This window comes from Mycolicibacterium agri, from assembly GCF_002553505.1.
GTDB classification, from domain to species: Bacteria; Actinomycetota; Actinomycetes; order Mycobacteriales; family Mycobacteriaceae; genus Mycobacterium; species Mycobacterium agri.
Genome location: NZ_PDCP01000113.1, coordinates 1 through 14,965 on the forward strand (window position 1 = coordinate 1; position 14,965 = coordinate 14,965).

Annotated in this window: 13 protein-coding genes and 1 pseudogene; 6 read left to right on the forward strand and 8 right to left on the reverse strand. The window is 63.5% G+C overall.

Features of this window, described 5'->3' with window-relative positions; translation table 11 throughout:
* Genes CQY20_RS30695 through CQY20_RS30705 form a run of 3 tightly spaced genes read right to left on the reverse strand, consistent with a single transcriptional unit; the run spans position 1 to position 3,276 of the window.
* The gene (locus tag CQY20_RS30695; protein ID WP_133119175.1) at positions 1-1,059 is read right to left on the reverse strand and encodes a hypothetical protein; all 1,059 of its coding nucleotides are present in this window, start codon (positions 1,057-1,059) and stop codon (positions 1-3) included.
* Positions 1,059-1,748 (reverse strand): hypothetical protein, encoded by a 690-nt coding sequence (locus CQY20_RS30700; RefSeq protein WP_097944641.1) that lies wholly within the window; start codon positions 1,746-1,748, stop codon positions 1,059-1,061. Before CQY20_RS30700 ends, CQY20_RS30695 begins: the two co-directional genes overlap by 1 nt.
* A gap of 43 nt (positions 1,749-1,791) precedes the next feature.
* The gene (locus tag CQY20_RS30705; protein WP_097944643.1) at positions 1,792-3,276 is read right to left on the reverse strand and encodes a tetratricopeptide repeat protein; all 1,485 of its coding nucleotides are present in this window, start codon (positions 3,274-3,276) and stop codon (positions 1,792-1,794) included.
* A gap of 131 nt (positions 3,277-3,407) precedes the next feature.
* Between CQY20_RS30705 and CQY20_RS30710 the strand changes: the two genes are divergently transcribed.
* From CQY20_RS30710 to CQY20_RS36035, 3 genes are all read left to right on the forward strand, one after another.
* Positions 3,408-4,457: an AcrVA2 family anti-CRISPR protein gene (locus tag CQY20_RS30710; protein WP_133119176.1), complete on the forward strand. Its 1,050-nt coding sequence runs from the start codon at positions 3,408-3,410 to the stop codon at positions 4,455-4,457.
* Positions 4,458-4,578: 121 nt separating this feature from the next.
* The gene (locus tag CQY20_RS30715; RefSeq protein ID WP_097944647.1) at positions 4,579-4,812 is read left to right on the forward strand and encodes a hypothetical protein; all 234 of its coding nucleotides are present in this window, start codon (positions 4,579-4,581) and stop codon (positions 4,810-4,812) included.
* A gap of 155 nt (positions 4,813-4,967) precedes the next feature.
* On the forward strand, positions 4,968-5,102 hold the full coding sequence (locus tag CQY20_RS36035) for a hypothetical protein (RefSeq protein ID WP_272938843.1): 135 nt from the start codon (positions 4,968-4,970) through the stop codon (positions 5,100-5,102).
* An 881-nt stretch (positions 5,103-5,983) separates the two neighbouring features.
* Here the strand turns inward: CQY20_RS36035 and CQY20_RS35755 are convergent.
* Together CQY20_RS35755 and CQY20_RS36040 are read right to left on the reverse strand one after the other, a co-directional pair.
* A pseudogene (locus tag CQY20_RS35755) lies at positions 5,984-6,097 on the reverse strand (antitoxin); the annotation flags it as partial.
* 336 nt (positions 6,098-6,433) lie between these two features.
* The gene (locus tag CQY20_RS36040; RefSeq protein WP_272938844.1) at positions 6,434-6,565 is read right to left on the reverse strand and encodes a hypothetical protein; all 132 of its coding nucleotides are present in this window, start codon (positions 6,563-6,565) and stop codon (positions 6,434-6,436) included.
* Positions 6,566-7,829: 1,264 nt separating this feature from the next.
* Between CQY20_RS36040 and CQY20_RS30730 the strand changes: the two genes are divergently transcribed.
* The gene (locus CQY20_RS30730) at positions 7,830-9,719 is read left to right on the forward strand and encodes a glycoside hydrolase family 15 protein (protein WP_097944653.1); all 1,890 of its coding nucleotides are present in this window, start codon (positions 7,830-7,832) and stop codon (positions 9,717-9,719) included.
* Positions 9,720-10,379: 660 nt separating this feature from the next.
* On the opposite strand, the gene CQY20_RS30740 is transcribed toward CQY20_RS30730, so the two are convergent.
* The 3 genes from CQY20_RS30740 to CQY20_RS30750 form a co-directional block, all read right to left on the reverse strand.
* Positions 10,380-11,855, reverse strand: a complete 1,476-nt coding sequence (locus CQY20_RS30740; RefSeq protein ID WP_097944655.1) for an FGGY-family carbohydrate kinase — start codon at positions 11,853-11,855, stop codon at positions 10,380-10,382.
* Complete coding sequence (locus CQY20_RS36280) at positions 11,846-12,484, reverse strand: hypothetical protein (RefSeq protein ID WP_097944657.1); 639 nt, start codon at positions 12,482-12,484, stop codon at positions 11,846-11,848. The genes CQY20_RS30740 and CQY20_RS36280 overlap by 10 nt, the downstream gene beginning before the upstream one ends.
* A 254-nt stretch (positions 12,485-12,738) precedes the next feature.
* Complete coding sequence (locus CQY20_RS30750; protein ID WP_097944659.1) at positions 12,739-13,593, reverse strand: hydroxypyruvate isomerase family protein; 855 nt, start codon at positions 13,591-13,593, stop codon at positions 12,739-12,741.
* A gap of 380 nt (positions 13,594-13,973) precedes the next feature.
* Here CQY20_RS30750 and CQY20_RS30755 point away from each other — a divergent pair, with 380 nt between their 5' ends.
* Complete coding sequence (locus CQY20_RS30755; protein ID WP_097944661.1) at positions 13,974-14,450, forward strand: ribose-5-phosphate isomerase; 477 nt, start codon at positions 13,974-13,976, stop codon at positions 14,448-14,450.
* 225 nt (positions 14,451-14,675) lie between these two features.
* Positions 14,676-14,945, forward strand: a complete 270-nt coding sequence (locus CQY20_RS30760; RefSeq protein WP_133119177.1) for a hypothetical protein — start codon at positions 14,676-14,678, stop codon at positions 14,943-14,945.
* The last annotated feature ends 20 nt before the right edge of the window (positions 14,946-14,965 follow it).

A 14,965-nucleotide genomic window follows, 5' to 3' on the forward strand; every position in this document is an offset into this window, starting at 1 on the left:
CTACGATGCATCACGGACCGACCAACCCCTGGTCGGAATCCAATAGCTCGAGCCTCCGGCGAATCCAGGGCGATTCAGGGCGTCCTCGATGATGCCCTTGCGGATTGCGGCCCGATCGGCGAGATCTGCGGCCACTGCGCTGGCATCGAGCAGGGCTCGTTTATGCCGGCCGGCGCGAAGGCGTTCGTCATCGAGGGTGCGCGCCGCGTCGTCGCGATCGCTTCGCGCGTTACCCAGCCTCGATACCCAGCCCTGCGCATCGTCGCAGAACTCTTTCTCCGCCAAATACATTGGGCGCTTTGCGATTTCGGCCGCGGTGTCCTTGAGTAGGTCGCGCACCGGTTCGATTTGTTCGTGGTTGCCGACGAAGCGGAGGAGGTACCGTACGAACTTGCCAGGTGAATCGATCTCGGCGAACAGTCCGTCGATGCCGCCCTCGGCGGCGTTGACTAGGAGGAAGTACTCGAACAGTCCCGGATCGAAGCGGCGTTCCCGCAGTGCGGCGTGCCACTCACCTATGGTCTGGTTCACCACTACCGCGTTCACGCCTTGGATTGCCAGGCGGCTGATGTGGCTGCAGAAGCGCTCGCGATCGAACCCACCGCCGGTCCGGAATGTGAAGGGCAACGTGTCCAGGGTGGCGCCGTCAACGTCGGGATCGGGGGTAATGCACCACCAACTCCTACGCAGACGGTCCTTACCCCCGCGGCTGTTGTAGTCGACAGGCCTTGTGGGGCCGTCCCATTCGTACACCGCACCGGTGAGCAGCAGTTGACCGTCCGGGCCGACCCACTCCGCGACCACGTGGGCGGTATCGCCGCTGAGGATCAAGTCCTCCAACGAACGATTCTTCGTCTTATTCGCCAGGAAGTCGCGGCGCCCCGGCCGAATCAAGGCAAGCAATAGGGACAACATCGTGGTCTTTCCGGCCCCGTTGCGCAGCCACACGATGGAATCGGTTGGATCGCCGGCGACATCGGTCAACTCCACCGTCAGGTCGGCAAACCGGTTGTCGCTGACGCCAACCGAGTCCAGGTACATCCGCCGCAAACGAAACATTAGCTGTCCACCGCATCGCCGGCGGCACTGCTCATCTCGGCGATCAACGACTCCGCGACCTCCGCCAGGCCGATCCGGAAGCGATCGTTGAGCACGTAAGCCTCACTGGTGGCGTCGTCGAGCGCAGGTTCGCGCCGCGCACGGCCCTGCGCGGTCAAGAAAGTCAGAGTCGCGTTGACGTACCAGCGGTGGCATTCTCGGCCCACCCGACCGCCGTCGGTGAGCAGCACCTGCGGCAAGTCGTGCCACGTGCGGGCTGCCTCACCGAGCTGGTGCTCCGCCTCGCCAGACTCGGCATCCAACCCGATCAGCCCCTTGATTCGCTGTTCGAGGAACCGCTCGATGTCCAATGCCCGCACCGGGCGGTTCGCCGAGTCGACCAACGTCTCCCCGTTGGGGTAGGCGTAGGTGATCAGACCGAGCAGGACCAGTCCGAAGCACCGCCGATCCTGGAGACGGTGCTCGCCGCTCTTGCGCACCGGAAGCCCAGAATTGTCCAGGGTCACCGCGAAGGGTGAGTCGACTTGGCCCGATACCAACAGCCCCAGCTGGGGGCTTACCTGGTGGACCTCCAAACCAAGGCCTTCGGCTACCCGGTCGACTAGTTCGGCGAACGGGAGATCCACCTGGAACCGGTCGAGCAGGTCGCGGTACAGACTTCCCGGCGTCGGACGATCCCTTGGAGACATGCATGCCGGATGAGCCGGGCGGCCGCCGATATGTCGGCATGGTTCACGATGTTCTCACCGCCCCGAGATCCACGGCATCCAATGCGGCGGACCGTGCCAGTGTCAGATCCGGCCCGCGGTACCGGTCGTCGGTGAGCACTTGGTCATCGGCGACCGCGACGAGCGTGGCGACTGCTTCCGCCAGATCGGCGCTGCCGGGCTGATCATCGCGAGCGCGGTCCTCACCAGCGACGAACACCCACAACGCGGCGCCCCAGAGAACGTCCAGCAACCGATGCGGATCCTCCACCTCCCCAGCTCGGAGTCGAGCAGCACCGAGTAGCTCCGAGAGCCGCGTCGGGCGCTCAGCCGCGACCGAGAGGACGTCGGCTGCGCAGCGGGCGATGGCTGGGGCGATCGAATCTCCCGGCGGCTCTCCAAGTTCGCCGGGATCATCGACCTCAGGGGGACGACGGTCGTACGTCGTCGGCGCCCGAAACAGCAGGTCGGTGAGATCGCCCAACGCCCAGCACACCGGCGTGGGCGGTGCCATCACACCCTTGACCAACACACCGACCGCCGCGGCGAAGCGGACCTCGGATGCGGCAAGGCCCGGTTCGAAGACATCGCGGGCCATGTCGATCGTGGTGGCAAGACCTCTCGGACGGAACCGCTGAGTGTTCTGCGCCTCCAGGAACACCGGGATGGCCGACAGAACGAACCGCTCCAGCCGGGTCCACACGTCTCCTCCCACACGGACTTCATCGGCGATCTGTCGACACGCCTCAGCCGCATCCGGGTCATCACCTGCCTGGTTGGCAAGAACGGTCAGCTGCCGGTCCCGGTCGATCTGCAGCCGGATCTGACCGCGCACTTCGCTGAGCCACTGCGGCATCTCGCCGTGCCAGTCGACGGTGCCGACGTCCCGCTGAGTATCGGCCAACCGTTCGCGAAGACTCGCCGACAGCCCGCGCGCCGTCCGAGTGGCCTGGCGCGCTGAGTCCAGCGCCTTTTCGAACTCGCCGGCCTGCATCTGGATCTCAACCAGCAGCTTCAACGCCAACGCCCGGTCGGCGAGATCGGTGTTCAGGGCCTGCAAGTACAGCAGGATTGCCTCATCGGTAGCCGTGACCGCAGCGCCGGACTCGCTGTCCACCATTCGAAGCAAGCGGAACCTGAAGACGTCCGATTCTGTGGTGTCGGCCGGCCCGTCGACTTCCAACCACGTCGCCTCATGAGGGCGCCCGTCGTTGAACACGGCGCTGAAGACCAGACGCGCCACCTTGACGAAGGGTCGACTTGGATCATCGGGGTGCATTCGCCGCGCGACCTGCGTCAGATGATCGGTTACCGAATCAAGGCTGACCGACCCCTCCAGGCTCGCCTGGTTGTGGACGACGTAGTCGATCAGTCGGAGCGCGAGCTGCGCCAAGTCATAGCTGCGATGGTCGATGTCAGCGCGCGGCGCAGCCCGATTTAGCAACTCGAACACCGGACCCAACAACTGCAGCGTCTTCCACCGATCCTTCAGATCAGCGCTGTTCGCCACTCGGATTCCCCCACCATGTATCCCCGGCTGATGACCGTAGAGCATATGTCCGACATCAACGGGGTGGCACCGAAGTCGTCGATCGATTAGCTGGGGCCGCCCGCATCGGTTGGTGCGAGAGGATGGTGTCTGTGGCGAAAAAGGCGCGTGATCAACGGACCAAACGGCGCATCAAGGTCGACGACGCGGCTGCCGTGATCGCGGCGATCCAGTGGTGGGCGAGCAGACCGCCCGCAGCCAACCCCGGCACGCAGTGGGCGCAGGACGTCGCCGAGATGATCTTCGAGAAATGGTCCGACAGTCCTGTCGTTCTTCGGGTGGACGACGAGTTCGCCGGTGCATTGATGAACGCCAACACCGACGTTGAACTGGTACCCGACTGGTTAACGCGATTTCCCTTCGACGCCGTTGCCTACAGCCTTGCCACCCCCTTGTCGCTCCACGACGGACAACGCATGTGTCGCTACCTCGGAATGGTCGTGGCCGGCACGGTCAGCAAGTACCAGAACCTTGAAGGGACGGGAATCGCGCCAACGGTGGGCAATTTGAGGCTTCGCGCCGCAGACGGTCGCGGTGTCCTTACGGGCTACACCAAGATCCCTACGGCGCAGGGCGTTCGATGCATGTGGGTGTACCAGGAGGAGGGTGATCCGAACCCGCAGCTGCAGAGCGTGACCTTGCCGCTCCGCGGTGACCTTGCCGCAACGACGCTCGCCGATCTTGTGAAAGCACAAATCCAAGGCGCACACGAGGCGGGGAACTCAAGCGGCGAAGAGTTGCCGGTGCTCATCCCGCTCTCGTTGTCGCTGCTCTTGTACTCCGCGGCGGGTGATCCCGAGATCGATTGGCCGCCGCCGGAGCAAATCTCCCGACCACAGCAGATCAGCCGCGCAGAGATCGGAAACCTTGGATGGAGGACCGGCGCATCGTTGCGGCAGTACCGCCGACAAGCGGGCGAACGTACAGGCGACGTGGGGATCGCCGGCTGGAGGCTCCCCCCGCATATACGGATCGCACATTGGCACCGGGTTCGCGTCGCCGAACGAGACGAGAACGGCAACGTCATCGGAAACCGGCTGGGCGCCGAAGGAGTCGACTGGCACTACGAGCTTCGCTGGTATCCGCCGACGCCCGTAAATGCCGACAATGGTGTCGCCCCAGCCGTACGCGACTTGAACTAGTCCGAATGCGTGCGCGCCGCTGTGGCAAGACAATTCACCACCGTAACCGTTGCTACCGCCGATAACACCCGACTCCGTCAAGGCGCCGGAGTCGAGCACGAGTCACCGGTATCGTCGACAAATGCGTGAGCAACGAATTGTCGAGACCGACGGTGACGGCTGCGTCGTCCTACCCGGCCACCCCAGCCGCCGATTCCTGATACGAGAAAACTCGGACGGCAGCATCCTGCTTCAGCCGGCGAGTGTCGTCACCGAGGCCCAGTACGAGTACGACGTCACGCCTGAATTGCGTGAACTCCTCACTGCGGCAACGTCATCACTGACAGTTCGGCGTAGTCGACGTCAACGGGGATGACGCACGGTCGCCATCAATTGCAGAACAGGCCCATCGTCGGCGGGGTGTCGCAGCCGACGGATGGCGAACCACGACCAGTGTCGACGATCTCGGCTTGCCGCGCGAAGTCACGGCTGGCCCTCGACCCCGGCGGCGGTACGTGGCACCATTGATCGGTGCGCGAATTGGAAGACAAGGGTGGCGAACGTCTCCAGCGCGTCCTGGAGGATGCCGAGCATGCCGCCGCGGTCGCGCGGATCAGGGACGCGATGCGGGAGGCTGATCGCCAGTTCGCTGCCGGCACGACGTAGCGTGTCGCCGCTCGGGCCGATAATCGCTCCTTAGGTCAGTCACCTCCGCACGTCGCCGCTATCGACATAGGTGGTGAACGTCTTGGGCCCCCACTCGGTCGCGACGTTGGAAGAGCACTGTCTTTGGTCTTCCGGTCAGCAGGGTGGTGTTGACCACCTCGCCGACGGTTCCCTCCAAGAACGAGTCAGGAGTCGCATCCGTTACTCCTGACCGTCGAGGCGGCCTGCACCAACGGAGCCGATGGGCTGACGCGCTGAACGCGCCTGCCGCGGTACGAGAGCCACCGGCAATGCTTATCGTTGATGGTATGGCGACGCCGACTTCCAGCGAGCCTCAGCGGGTTATGCCGCCAGAGGAGCTCTGCGAGCATGTTCTCGACACCAGGTACGCGCAGCTGGCCCTCCTATTCAACAGTGGCGCCACCAACGCCGAGAGGCGCATGGCCCGGGACCGATACGCGCTCCGATCGAAAGAGCAACAGTGAATTGTGGACTGATCGTCTTCGACGGGGATGAAGGCTGTATCCACCAAACGAGCAGAGTCCGAGGGCCGTCTATTTGGTAGCGAGGTCAGAATTCAAGTTTGCGACCTCTAAGTTATGAGCCGACCAGTCCGAATCTCGTATCTCGCAATATGTCCCAAACGCGCAGGTCACCGCCGACCACCCGTCTCGACCATCGCGGTGCTTTCCACGCCACCAAGGCCGTTACACCACGTTTCGTTCACAAAACCGTTCACAACGCAGAACGCGGCAACTACGGCGCGAACACGGGAGATCGCCGTCGCGAGTGACACACTTGACTCGGCTCGGTCCTCGTCTCTCGAGTCGGGCCGTGCGGACGCCTTCGTCGTCCGAAGCTTGCAGGGCGCCTGCGAGCGATCACAAACCCGCGGCCCGATTCGCCTGGCTGATTCGCTCCGCATAAGAGTCGATATCCAGCGCAGGAACCGTGTGAGTTGTGTATCGGTATAGGGCGCATCGCAGGCCCTCACTCAAGGGTTGCGCCTCGCGAGGCTCACCCTTGGCCGCCTCAGGGTGGCGATTGATGTCGTCTGAGTCCGCCATATAACTAACGTATATTGCGCGTTACCAAGATCGGCAACCGCGTGGTTGCGGTGAAGCCTGGTCCCACTAATTCGTCACCTTAGCGCTTCCCTCTCCCGGGTGCGGTGAGGGGAAAGACTTTCTTCTGCAATGATTTACACACCTGTGATGGATAATCTCTATTATCCATGAACAATCCCGCATACTGCAATAGATGAATCAGAGTCCCGTTCGGCGGTGCGTCCTATAGCTGCTGCGCCTTCTTTCGAAAACCTGTGCTGAAATTCATCTAGTGTCGTAGTCGCCGTACTTTCGATCGGCTTTGCTTGCAGCGCTTCCCGGCGTCGGTGCGAGGCTTCCGCGCAACTCGAAGACGACCGAGTGCTCGACATCGGCCGCATCGAACACCGTGCGCATGTCTAAGGCTGCTGATCGATCGGAGCGCGGCTTCCCTTCGCCCAGACTAGCGGCGCAGTCACCTGCCGGCCGGGGATTAATACGTCACCGTGGCGTCTTACATCCCAGAGCCTGCTCTACACAGAAAAACCAGGCGCTGCACCCGGTTTCGTCCCCCTGCACGAATTTCCGATGCGGAACTTGTTGACAGCAATCCGGGAGGGACTTGAGAGCTGTCCGATTCCGCCCTGTTTTCCAGAACTATCTGACACTGACGTTGTCCCAGCAGGCCCCAAGTCCTCGACACTGTGGCCCTTCTCCCCTGTCGGCGCTATCGGCAAAGCTGCTGCCCTGCATCGGTTTACGCTCTACCGGTAACCTTCCATATTCGATCCGGTCGTATTTGGGCCAGTAGTCATCGGCTCGCAGTGACCACCGGATGCGGCGGATCGTCCAAGCGGTGAGAAGATCTGGCCGGAGGTGGCCGCGGAGGTGTGCGTGAGTGTGGTGGGTTGGCGTGCTGGGCTGGACTTCGGTGCGATCATAGCGCGTGGCGGCTCCTGCGATGGACCCCGCGGTTAAGCCGGGGCCCAACGCCTTTCGGGAACGGCAACGGAAGAAGGCAAGGCCCGTTGACGTGCAAGTTTAATAGGTTGTTGGCGAGGGCTTGGTGATACACCGCGCCCAGGGTTGGGCCGCGTTCTCAGCGCGGAGCTGGGTTGTGTTGTAACTGTGGGCGAGTAGTTCGGCGACCACGGCGGGCCCCAACGCCCGAGCCGGATTTCATCTCATGGTCGGTATGCGGTCGCGCGCAACGCTCCACACCGTGAGGTGGCCCACGACTCCAGGACGCGAAGGCAGTAGTAATCTCGTGTTCGATTTGAATTGGTTCTACCGCGATCACGACATCATGAACGGATATGCCGCCGCGGTGACCCGGGGGCATCGGCATCACGGATCAGATCGCTGTCGCGGGCGGGGACAACGCGCTGCCCCTGGTACCCGGCTGAGGGTTCCGCCGACCCTGAACACATCGACAGCGATCGCCGCACCCTGTCGATTCGAGACGAATCCGCCTGCGGCGGTGGCCTGCAGACCGCCGGTGGCCGACGTCCAAGCGGCGCCTTTCGCCTCGCCGATCGGGCAGTTCCCCACCCGCATCACCCCTTCGGGCGATGGCTGCGCAGGGCCGTAGGCGATGTAATAGCAGCTGGCGCAGGAGCACCGGCCGCGCGTGTGAGGAGGTGGATCTGCTGTGGTCAATGGTGTGAGGCGTGGGCCGGGGATGGACAGGAGCCATTTTCCGCCGATCGAAGACTATGCGTTCTTATCCGATTGCGAGACCACAGCGCTGATCGCGCCCGATGGGGCAGTGGAGTGGCTGTGTTTGCCACGCATGGACTCTCCCAGCGTGTTCGGTGCAGTTCTTGATCGCGACGCCGGACGGTTCCGGATCGGTCCTGCCGGGATCGACGTCCCCTCTGCGCGCCGCTACATCCCGGGCACGCTGGTCGTCGAGACGAGCTGGTGGACGCCGGGTGGCTGGCTGGTCGTCACTGACGCCCTACTGATGGGACCGTGGCATCACGAGGATGAGCGGTCGAGGACCCATCCCCGCGCGCCCACGGATTACGACGCGGCGCACGTATTGCTTCGTGTTCTTCACTGTATGAACGGCCAAGTGCAGGTGGACATGGACTGCACTCCCGCGTTCGACTATGGCCGGTTGTCGCCCTGCTGGTCCTACACCGGTGACGGTTATCACGACGCAGTCGCCGAGCCGGAGGGCACCGGCCCTCGGTTGCAGCTCACGACTGACTTGAATATCGGGTTCGAAGGCCCCACGGCCACCGCGCGCACACTGCTCAAGGAGGGACAACGCCGCTTCGTCGCGCTCTCATGGAGCAAACACGCGCCGCCGACGACGCTGCGCGCGGCACGGCGCAGGCTGCGCTGGACCTGCCACCACTGGCAGCACTGGCTCGATCGCGGCAGGTTCCCCGACCATCCATGGCGCAGCCATCTGCAGCGCAGTGCGCTCACGCTCAAGGGCCTCAGCTTCGCCCCGTCCGGAGCGATGGTCGCAGCCGCGACCACCTCGCTGCCGGAAACCCCTGGCGGGGAACGCAACTGGGACTACCGATACACCTGGATACGCGACACCGCCAAGACATTGTGGGCGCTTAACGCGTTGGGCCTCGACTGGGAGGCCAACGACTTCTTCCGGTTCGTCGCAGACGTGGCCGAAGCCGAAAACGGCGATCTGCAGTTGATGTACGGCGTCGACGGTGAACGTGCGCTGGACGAGTCGAGCTTGGATCACCTGTCCGGGTATGAGGGGGCGCGGCCGGTCCGGGTCGGCAATGCCGCCTACAAGCAACGGCAACACGATGTGTGGGGCTCGATCGTGCGCGCGATCGACCTGCACACCGGGCCGCACCATCGGGTCAACGACCGGCTGTGGCGGATCGTGCAGACTCAAGTGGAGCGCGCGCTCGGGCATTGGCGCGAACCCGACCAAGGGATCTGGGAGGTGCGGTCCGGTCCGCAGCATTTCACCTTCTCCAAGGTGGCCTGCTGGGTCGCCGCGGACGCCGGCGCGCGGATCGCGGCAGTGCGGGGCGAGGACCAGCTCGCCGACCGGTGGCGCACCGCGGCGGAGGAAATCCGCGCTGACGTGCTCGCCAACGCGGTCGACGAACGCGGCGTTTTCACCCAGCACTACGACACCAAGGCGCTAGACGCCTCGGTCCTGCTCATCCCGTTATTGGCTTTCCTGCCGTCCAGCGACGAGCGCGTACGCAACACCGTGAACGCGATCGCCGAGGAGCTAACCGAGGACGAAATGGTCCTGCGCTACCGCGTCGACGAGACCGAAGACGGCCTCAGCGGCGAGGAAGGCACCTTCACTATCTGCTCGTTCTGGCTTGTCTCCGCACTGGTCGAGATCGGCGAACTGGCGCGAGCCAAAACCTTGTGTTCAAAACTGCTGTCCTCGGCCAGCAGCCTCGGACTTTACGCCGAGGAGATCGATCCGCACAGCGGTCGGCACCTCGGCAACTTCCCGCAGGCGTTCACCCACCTGGCGCTCATCAACGCGGTAACCGCAGTGGTGAGTGCCGAGCGAGCATTGGCGAGCGATCGCGCACTGCCGTGCTCACCCCACCGTGATTGAGAACGATCATGTGGCTATCCATGCGTAATCAACGGAGCGGCACGATCATCGAGGTGAACCTAGCAAACGTGGTAGCGGCGGCGAAGGTCAGATTCGACGGTGGTGATTGGGTCGAACTGACGTCGCCGGTCGACACAGGGGCAGCGCTCGATTCGTAATAGGCAGCCGGACAGGCCGCGCCGGTGTTCGTAAAGTCGACCGACGTCTTGATCGGAACCGATTAACGGCCGAGCCGTCCGTGGGGCCTCCGCCACATGGGGCGTCTTCGGAGGCTGGAGGGTGATCGAATAACTCCTCCGCCGCGAAATCGTCACCGTCCTACCGATCAACTTCATCGGCACCCCCTTCCGCTCAATGCGGCCTGCGGTGTTCTCAGCCCGGTCCTGCACTGCTAGCCACTTCTTTCTCCTCGGCTCGTAAGCCGAGACTCAGACGAAGGGGTCAAAGTTCGCGCGAAGCAGGGTTAGTTTGCAGACGACATCGACCCGGTGCAGAGTTGATTGGTCTGTTCGATCCGCAAACGTCAACCGCTGCTCTTGCCGGGGCTGTCGAGTACACCGCTCGACCGCTTCGCCGGAGGGAATCTTCGATGTGTCGGCCCGACGATCGCGGGTGTGAACGTACACGGATGCAAGAATTCAAACGGTAGCCGATCGGAGCTTAGAGCCTGGCGTGGGCGTATTGTGCAATAGCGGTGTCGAGCCACCCTCGCGCCGTTAAGGCCTCCAGAAAATCGGCGTAGCGCTGTCTCAGGACGGCGGCCCGGGCAGGATTTGGAACCCGTTCGCGTCCTCCGCGAACCATAGTTGCGGCAGCCTCTGCGAGGGATTTTCCGCTCGACGTCGAGGCGAGAATCGCCATACCTAAGGCGGGTTCAGGTTGGTCGGGTATATGCACTGTCCGGCCGAGCAAGTCGGCGCGCAATTGTGTCCAGTACTCGTTGCGGGCGGCACCGCCAGTGGAGGTCAGCCGACCGTCTATCGGAGCACCGAGCATGGTGACCCGATCGAAACATAGCCGCTCTAGGCAGGCCACACCGAGGAGCAGCGCGGCGAACACACCCGCATCCGTGTCGGGGTTGCCCAGCATGAATGTCTCGGCGTCAGCGGCGTGGAAAGGGAATCTCTCACCGCGCGTGATGAGCGGGTACATTACCGGCCCAATCGCCAACTTCGCCGCCTCCGCTGTCAGATCGGCAAGATCTGCGGCGCAGAACCATTCAGCGATCGCCCCGGCACCACTGCTCGACGCACCACCGGGAAGCCAGATGTTATCAGGCCCGCGGTGGCAATACAGTGCTCCTGCCGGATCGCAAATGAGCCGGTCCGAGACGCCCTTGAGAACCAGCGTTGTGCCTAAAACTGAATTCCACGATCCGATTTCGACACAACCAGCGCCAAGCTGCGCCGCACAACCGTCGGTCATTCCCGCCACCACGGGTGTGCCGGCGGGAATGCCGGTCACGGCGGATGCGTAAACGCCCACGCGACCAAGGAGGGTGCCGGGACGCACTACCGCGGGTAGGAGGGGTGGGGGGACCCCGAGGCGGTTGAGAACTTCGGTGGGCCAGCGGTCCTCGAGCAGGTGATACCCCGATTTGAGCGCATTGCTGGTGTCTGTGGGCACCGGATGGCCGATGAACCGGGCGTTGATCAGGTCGGCTTGATGGCACAACTGGATCTTCTCGTTCGCCAGGTCGGGGTGTCTGCTTAGCAGCCACAACAGCTTGGGTAGCGCCCAGGATGACTGCATGAGGCCATATCCGAGCGCATGCCACAGGGGTGCGCCGACGTCGTTGACGACGAGGGCCTCCTGGACTGCGCGCGCGTCGTCATACATCAGCGCTTCGGTGCGTGGTTGTCCGGCGCGGTCAACCAGCAGCACGGTGCCCGAGGTGGCAGCGACGGCCAGCGCCGTCACCGCGTCGGCATGCACGCAGGCCAGGGCTGCGCGTGTGGCCTCCGCCACGGCGGTCCACCATTGTTGGGGATCCTGCTCGTGTCGCGGACCGCAGCGGGTACTCGTTAGCGCCGCAGAACCTGCCCCGAACACCTGGCCCTTGTCGTTAACCACCAGCGCGCGAGCATGCTGGGTACCTAAGTCCACCCCGACCCATAGCGGCTGCTTCACTGGCATTGGGTCTGCGCCTGACGGATCAGCGGGTCAACCGTGGTGTGCCGACTGCCCAGATTGTTAGGGCATATCGCGCGGACGGCAGCCGCGTCACGTGCGGTCGAACTCGCCTTCAGCCGTGTTGACCGAGTAGCTCGGCGGTTTCCCGCTGCGGTCTGTCGCAGTGGCAGTGGGCCGCGCGTGTTCCACGGAATACGGTGCACGTACCGATCGGTCTCGGCCATGTACAGGCGGTGCCGACCACCGCACTTCCACGGCTTAGTGCCGCGCTTGCGGACTTCGCCACACTGGCAGGCTTTCGGGTCCGCGACCCGAATGCCGGGCATCTCGAATCTGCGCTTCGTATCGACCTCGGCGCAATCGTGATGCACCTTCAGCGCGCTGCGCAAGGTTGTACTCAGCACGCGCCACTGGAAAGGTGAATGCAAATCGAACGTCTCCCTACAGTAGCTTCGGCTGGATCTTGCCCCGCGATCTGGATGAGCATTGTTGCCTTCAGATCCCGGATGGTTCAACCCCTGGTCGGGTGGCGTCGACGGGGGAAGTCCTGTCACCAGAAGCAGCACCTTGGCCGATAACGGTGGGCACCGGGAACCCGGGCTGGCGAGAAGGCGCGCAACCTCTCCTGACACGTGGAATGGTCAGTTGCGTGGAGGCCACTATCCGTTGCGAAGCTGAACGGGAGAAGCCAGGCACCGCATGTCACCGCGGACACCGCGGTCGCGATCGAGTCCGCCGCTGAAGCGCCAGCCTGCGTCAGCGCCGCGCTAACTCTCCAGGCGGCCCGCATCGCCGATCACCCGGTGACCAGCCTTTGCCAGGTTTACAGCCATGGGACTAGCCCATGATTTCCAGCCCGATAAATGCGACGGTGCTGACGATCTGCTCAGTTCTGCCACAGCGGAGCACATGCGCCGCCGGCGTGTGGAATGCATCGCCGTGCGCGCGGTAGCCAGTCGAAGGGGTCCGGGCGGGTGGCCTTGTACTCAAGCCCGACATATCCGCGGTAGCCGTTGGCGGCAAGCTGGTCGAGATAGCCGACCAAATCAAGGGTGCCCGTGCCGGGTTCTCCGCGGCCGGGGGCGTCGGCGATCTGCACATGGCCGATCCGGTCGCCGTAGGTGTCGAGGACCGAGCCGACCGCGTCGCCGTTAACGGATAGATGGTAGAGGTCGGCGAGTAGCCGTAGATTCCGCACCCGGTGGTCGCAGTCAGCGACCACCCGGTCGATGACCTCAATGGCGTCTATGGCCTTCTTGAGCGGGTAGGCCCGAGCGCCGCTGACCGGCTCCACCAGCACAACCGCGCCGATCCGGTCCGCCGCGTTGGCCGCGTACGCGAGGTTCTGGACGGCGATCTCGTCCTGCACCGCAGGGTTCACGCCGTCAATGCGGTTTCCATACAACGCGTTGAAGGCCTTGGTCCCCAGCACTTCGGCGATGCCAATCGCGACATCGACACTGTCGCGGAAGATGCTGCTGCGGCATGGATCCGACAACATGCCGCGTTCACCGGCGGCCATGTCGCCTGCGGCGAAGTCGAGCCCGGATAACAGCACGCCGGCATCTGCGATGGCGCGGATAAAAGCCGCTGTCTCCCGATCGGACGGAACAGGTTCGGTGAACGGCCAGCAGAATTCGACTGCATCGAAACCCGCATCGCGGACGACGCTTGGCCGCTTGAGAAGAGGACGGTCGGTCAGCAGAATCGAGCAGTTGACCGTGAATGCGGCGGTCGTCATTGATGTTCCTTCCTGCATACGGGCACCCACGCGGTGTCCGCGGGCCAACTAACGTGGGGACTTCATTTGGCGGAAATCCATTCTCGGACTTGGGATTAGTTGAGCTTGCATCAGGTGCCTCGTTCAAGGCGGTGACAAATCAGTGCGGGCCGCCAGCCGCAAGAACGCGAAATGCAGTCCACGGCGTACTCGGGGAGGATTGCCGCTCATTGCGTTAGCCGGGGCACGTCAGCGTCGGCGCACACGCGACGAGCGAAGGCCCACGTGTACTTGCAGGCGCACTAGTCTTCATCCCAAACCTCGCGGGTGAGTCGCTCATCGATATTGGCCGAACGGGATCAACATCCGCTAGCGATCGGACCCTCTGTCAGAATAAGGCGATGCGCGTCTACCTAGGCTCCGACCATGCCGGATATGAACTCAAACAGCACATCATCAGTCACCTCAAGAAAAAGGGTCACGATCCGGTCGACTGCGGTGCATACATCGACGACCCAGCTGATGACTACCCACCGTTCTGCATCGCCGCCGCCCTGGGCGTGGCCGGCGACCCGGACAGCCGGGGCATTGTCCTGGGCGGCTCGGGCAACGGCGAGCAGATCGCGGCAAACAAAGTGACAGGGATCCGCTGCGCCCTCGCATGGAACACGGAAACTGCGGCGCTGGCTCGTGAGCACAACGACGCACAAATAGTGAGCATCGGGGCGCGAATGCACACCGTCGAGGACGCGCTGGCCATCGTCGACACTTTTCTCGCCACCGCTTTTTCGAAAGGAGAACGCCACCAGCGGCGGATCGACATCTTGGCGGACTACGAGCGCACCCGGAAGGCGCCCCCAGTTCCCGGCGCGAGCTAACAAAGTCAACGGGCACGTGGCGGGGCGGCCCCGACGCCTATGGTCGCCGCCGCCAGATGCGGTAGGTCTCTACAGGCTTGCACTCCAGGAAGCCAATGCGTCCTAAACAGCATCGACAACTCCTGCCTTCGGCCAATCTGATGAACCACCGGCGAGGGAGCGTTTGCACCTTCAGCTGCGGGGGGAACCCACCCGTCGTTCATTTCGCAAAGTATGGAGGTTACTGTGGCCGATCTGCCGTATGTCAGCGAGTTCCAGGTAAAGGTCGAACAACACGAAAGTGGTTGGGACGTAGTCACGATCGCAGATGGTGAACGTTCTGTCATCAGCCAGCACCCGGACAAGACCGCGGCCGACTATGCAGCAGAGCAGATCCAACGCACAGCCACCCGTCATTTGGGTGCGGCACAGCAGGTCGAGCCGGACCCGGCGAAATACTGTTGCGCGTCGCTCAGGATGACGATGATGGCGTCAATGGGGTGGACGACGATCTGATGATGAGAACGGCCCCGCTC

Excerpts from the sequence above, each read along its gene's own strand:
- CQY20_RS30695 (WP_133119175.1), bottom strand. The coding sequence starts at position 1,059 with ATGTTTCGTTTGCGGCGGATGTACCTGGACTCGGTTGGCGTCAGCGAC.
- CQY20_RS30700 (WP_097944641.1), bottom strand. The coding sequence starts at position 1,748 with ATGTCTCCAAGGGATCGTCCGACGCCGGGAAGTCTGTACCGCGACCTG.
- CQY20_RS30715 (WP_097944647.1), top strand. The coding sequence starts at position 4,579 with ATGCGTGAGCAACGAATTGTCGAGACCGACGGTGACGGCTGCGTCGTC.
- CQY20_RS36040 (WP_272938844.1), bottom strand. The coding sequence starts at position 6,565 with ATGCGCACGGTGTTCGATGCGGCCGATGTCGAGCACTCGGTCGTCTTC.
- CQY20_RS30730 (WP_097944653.1), top strand. The coding sequence starts at position 7,830 with ATGGACAGGAGCCATTTTCCGCCGATCGAAGACTATGCGTTCTTATCC.
- CQY20_RS30740 (WP_097944655.1), bottom strand. The coding sequence starts at position 11,855 with ATGCCAGTGAAGCAGCCGCTATGGGTCGGGGTGGACTTAGGTACCCAG.
- CQY20_RS30750 (WP_097944659.1), bottom strand. The coding sequence starts at position 13,593 with ATGACGACCGCCGCATTCACGGTCAACTGCTCGATTCTGCTGACCGAC.
- CQY20_RS30755 (WP_097944661.1), top strand. The coding sequence starts at position 13,974 with ATGCGCGTCTACCTAGGCTCCGACCATGCCGGATATGAACTCAAACAG.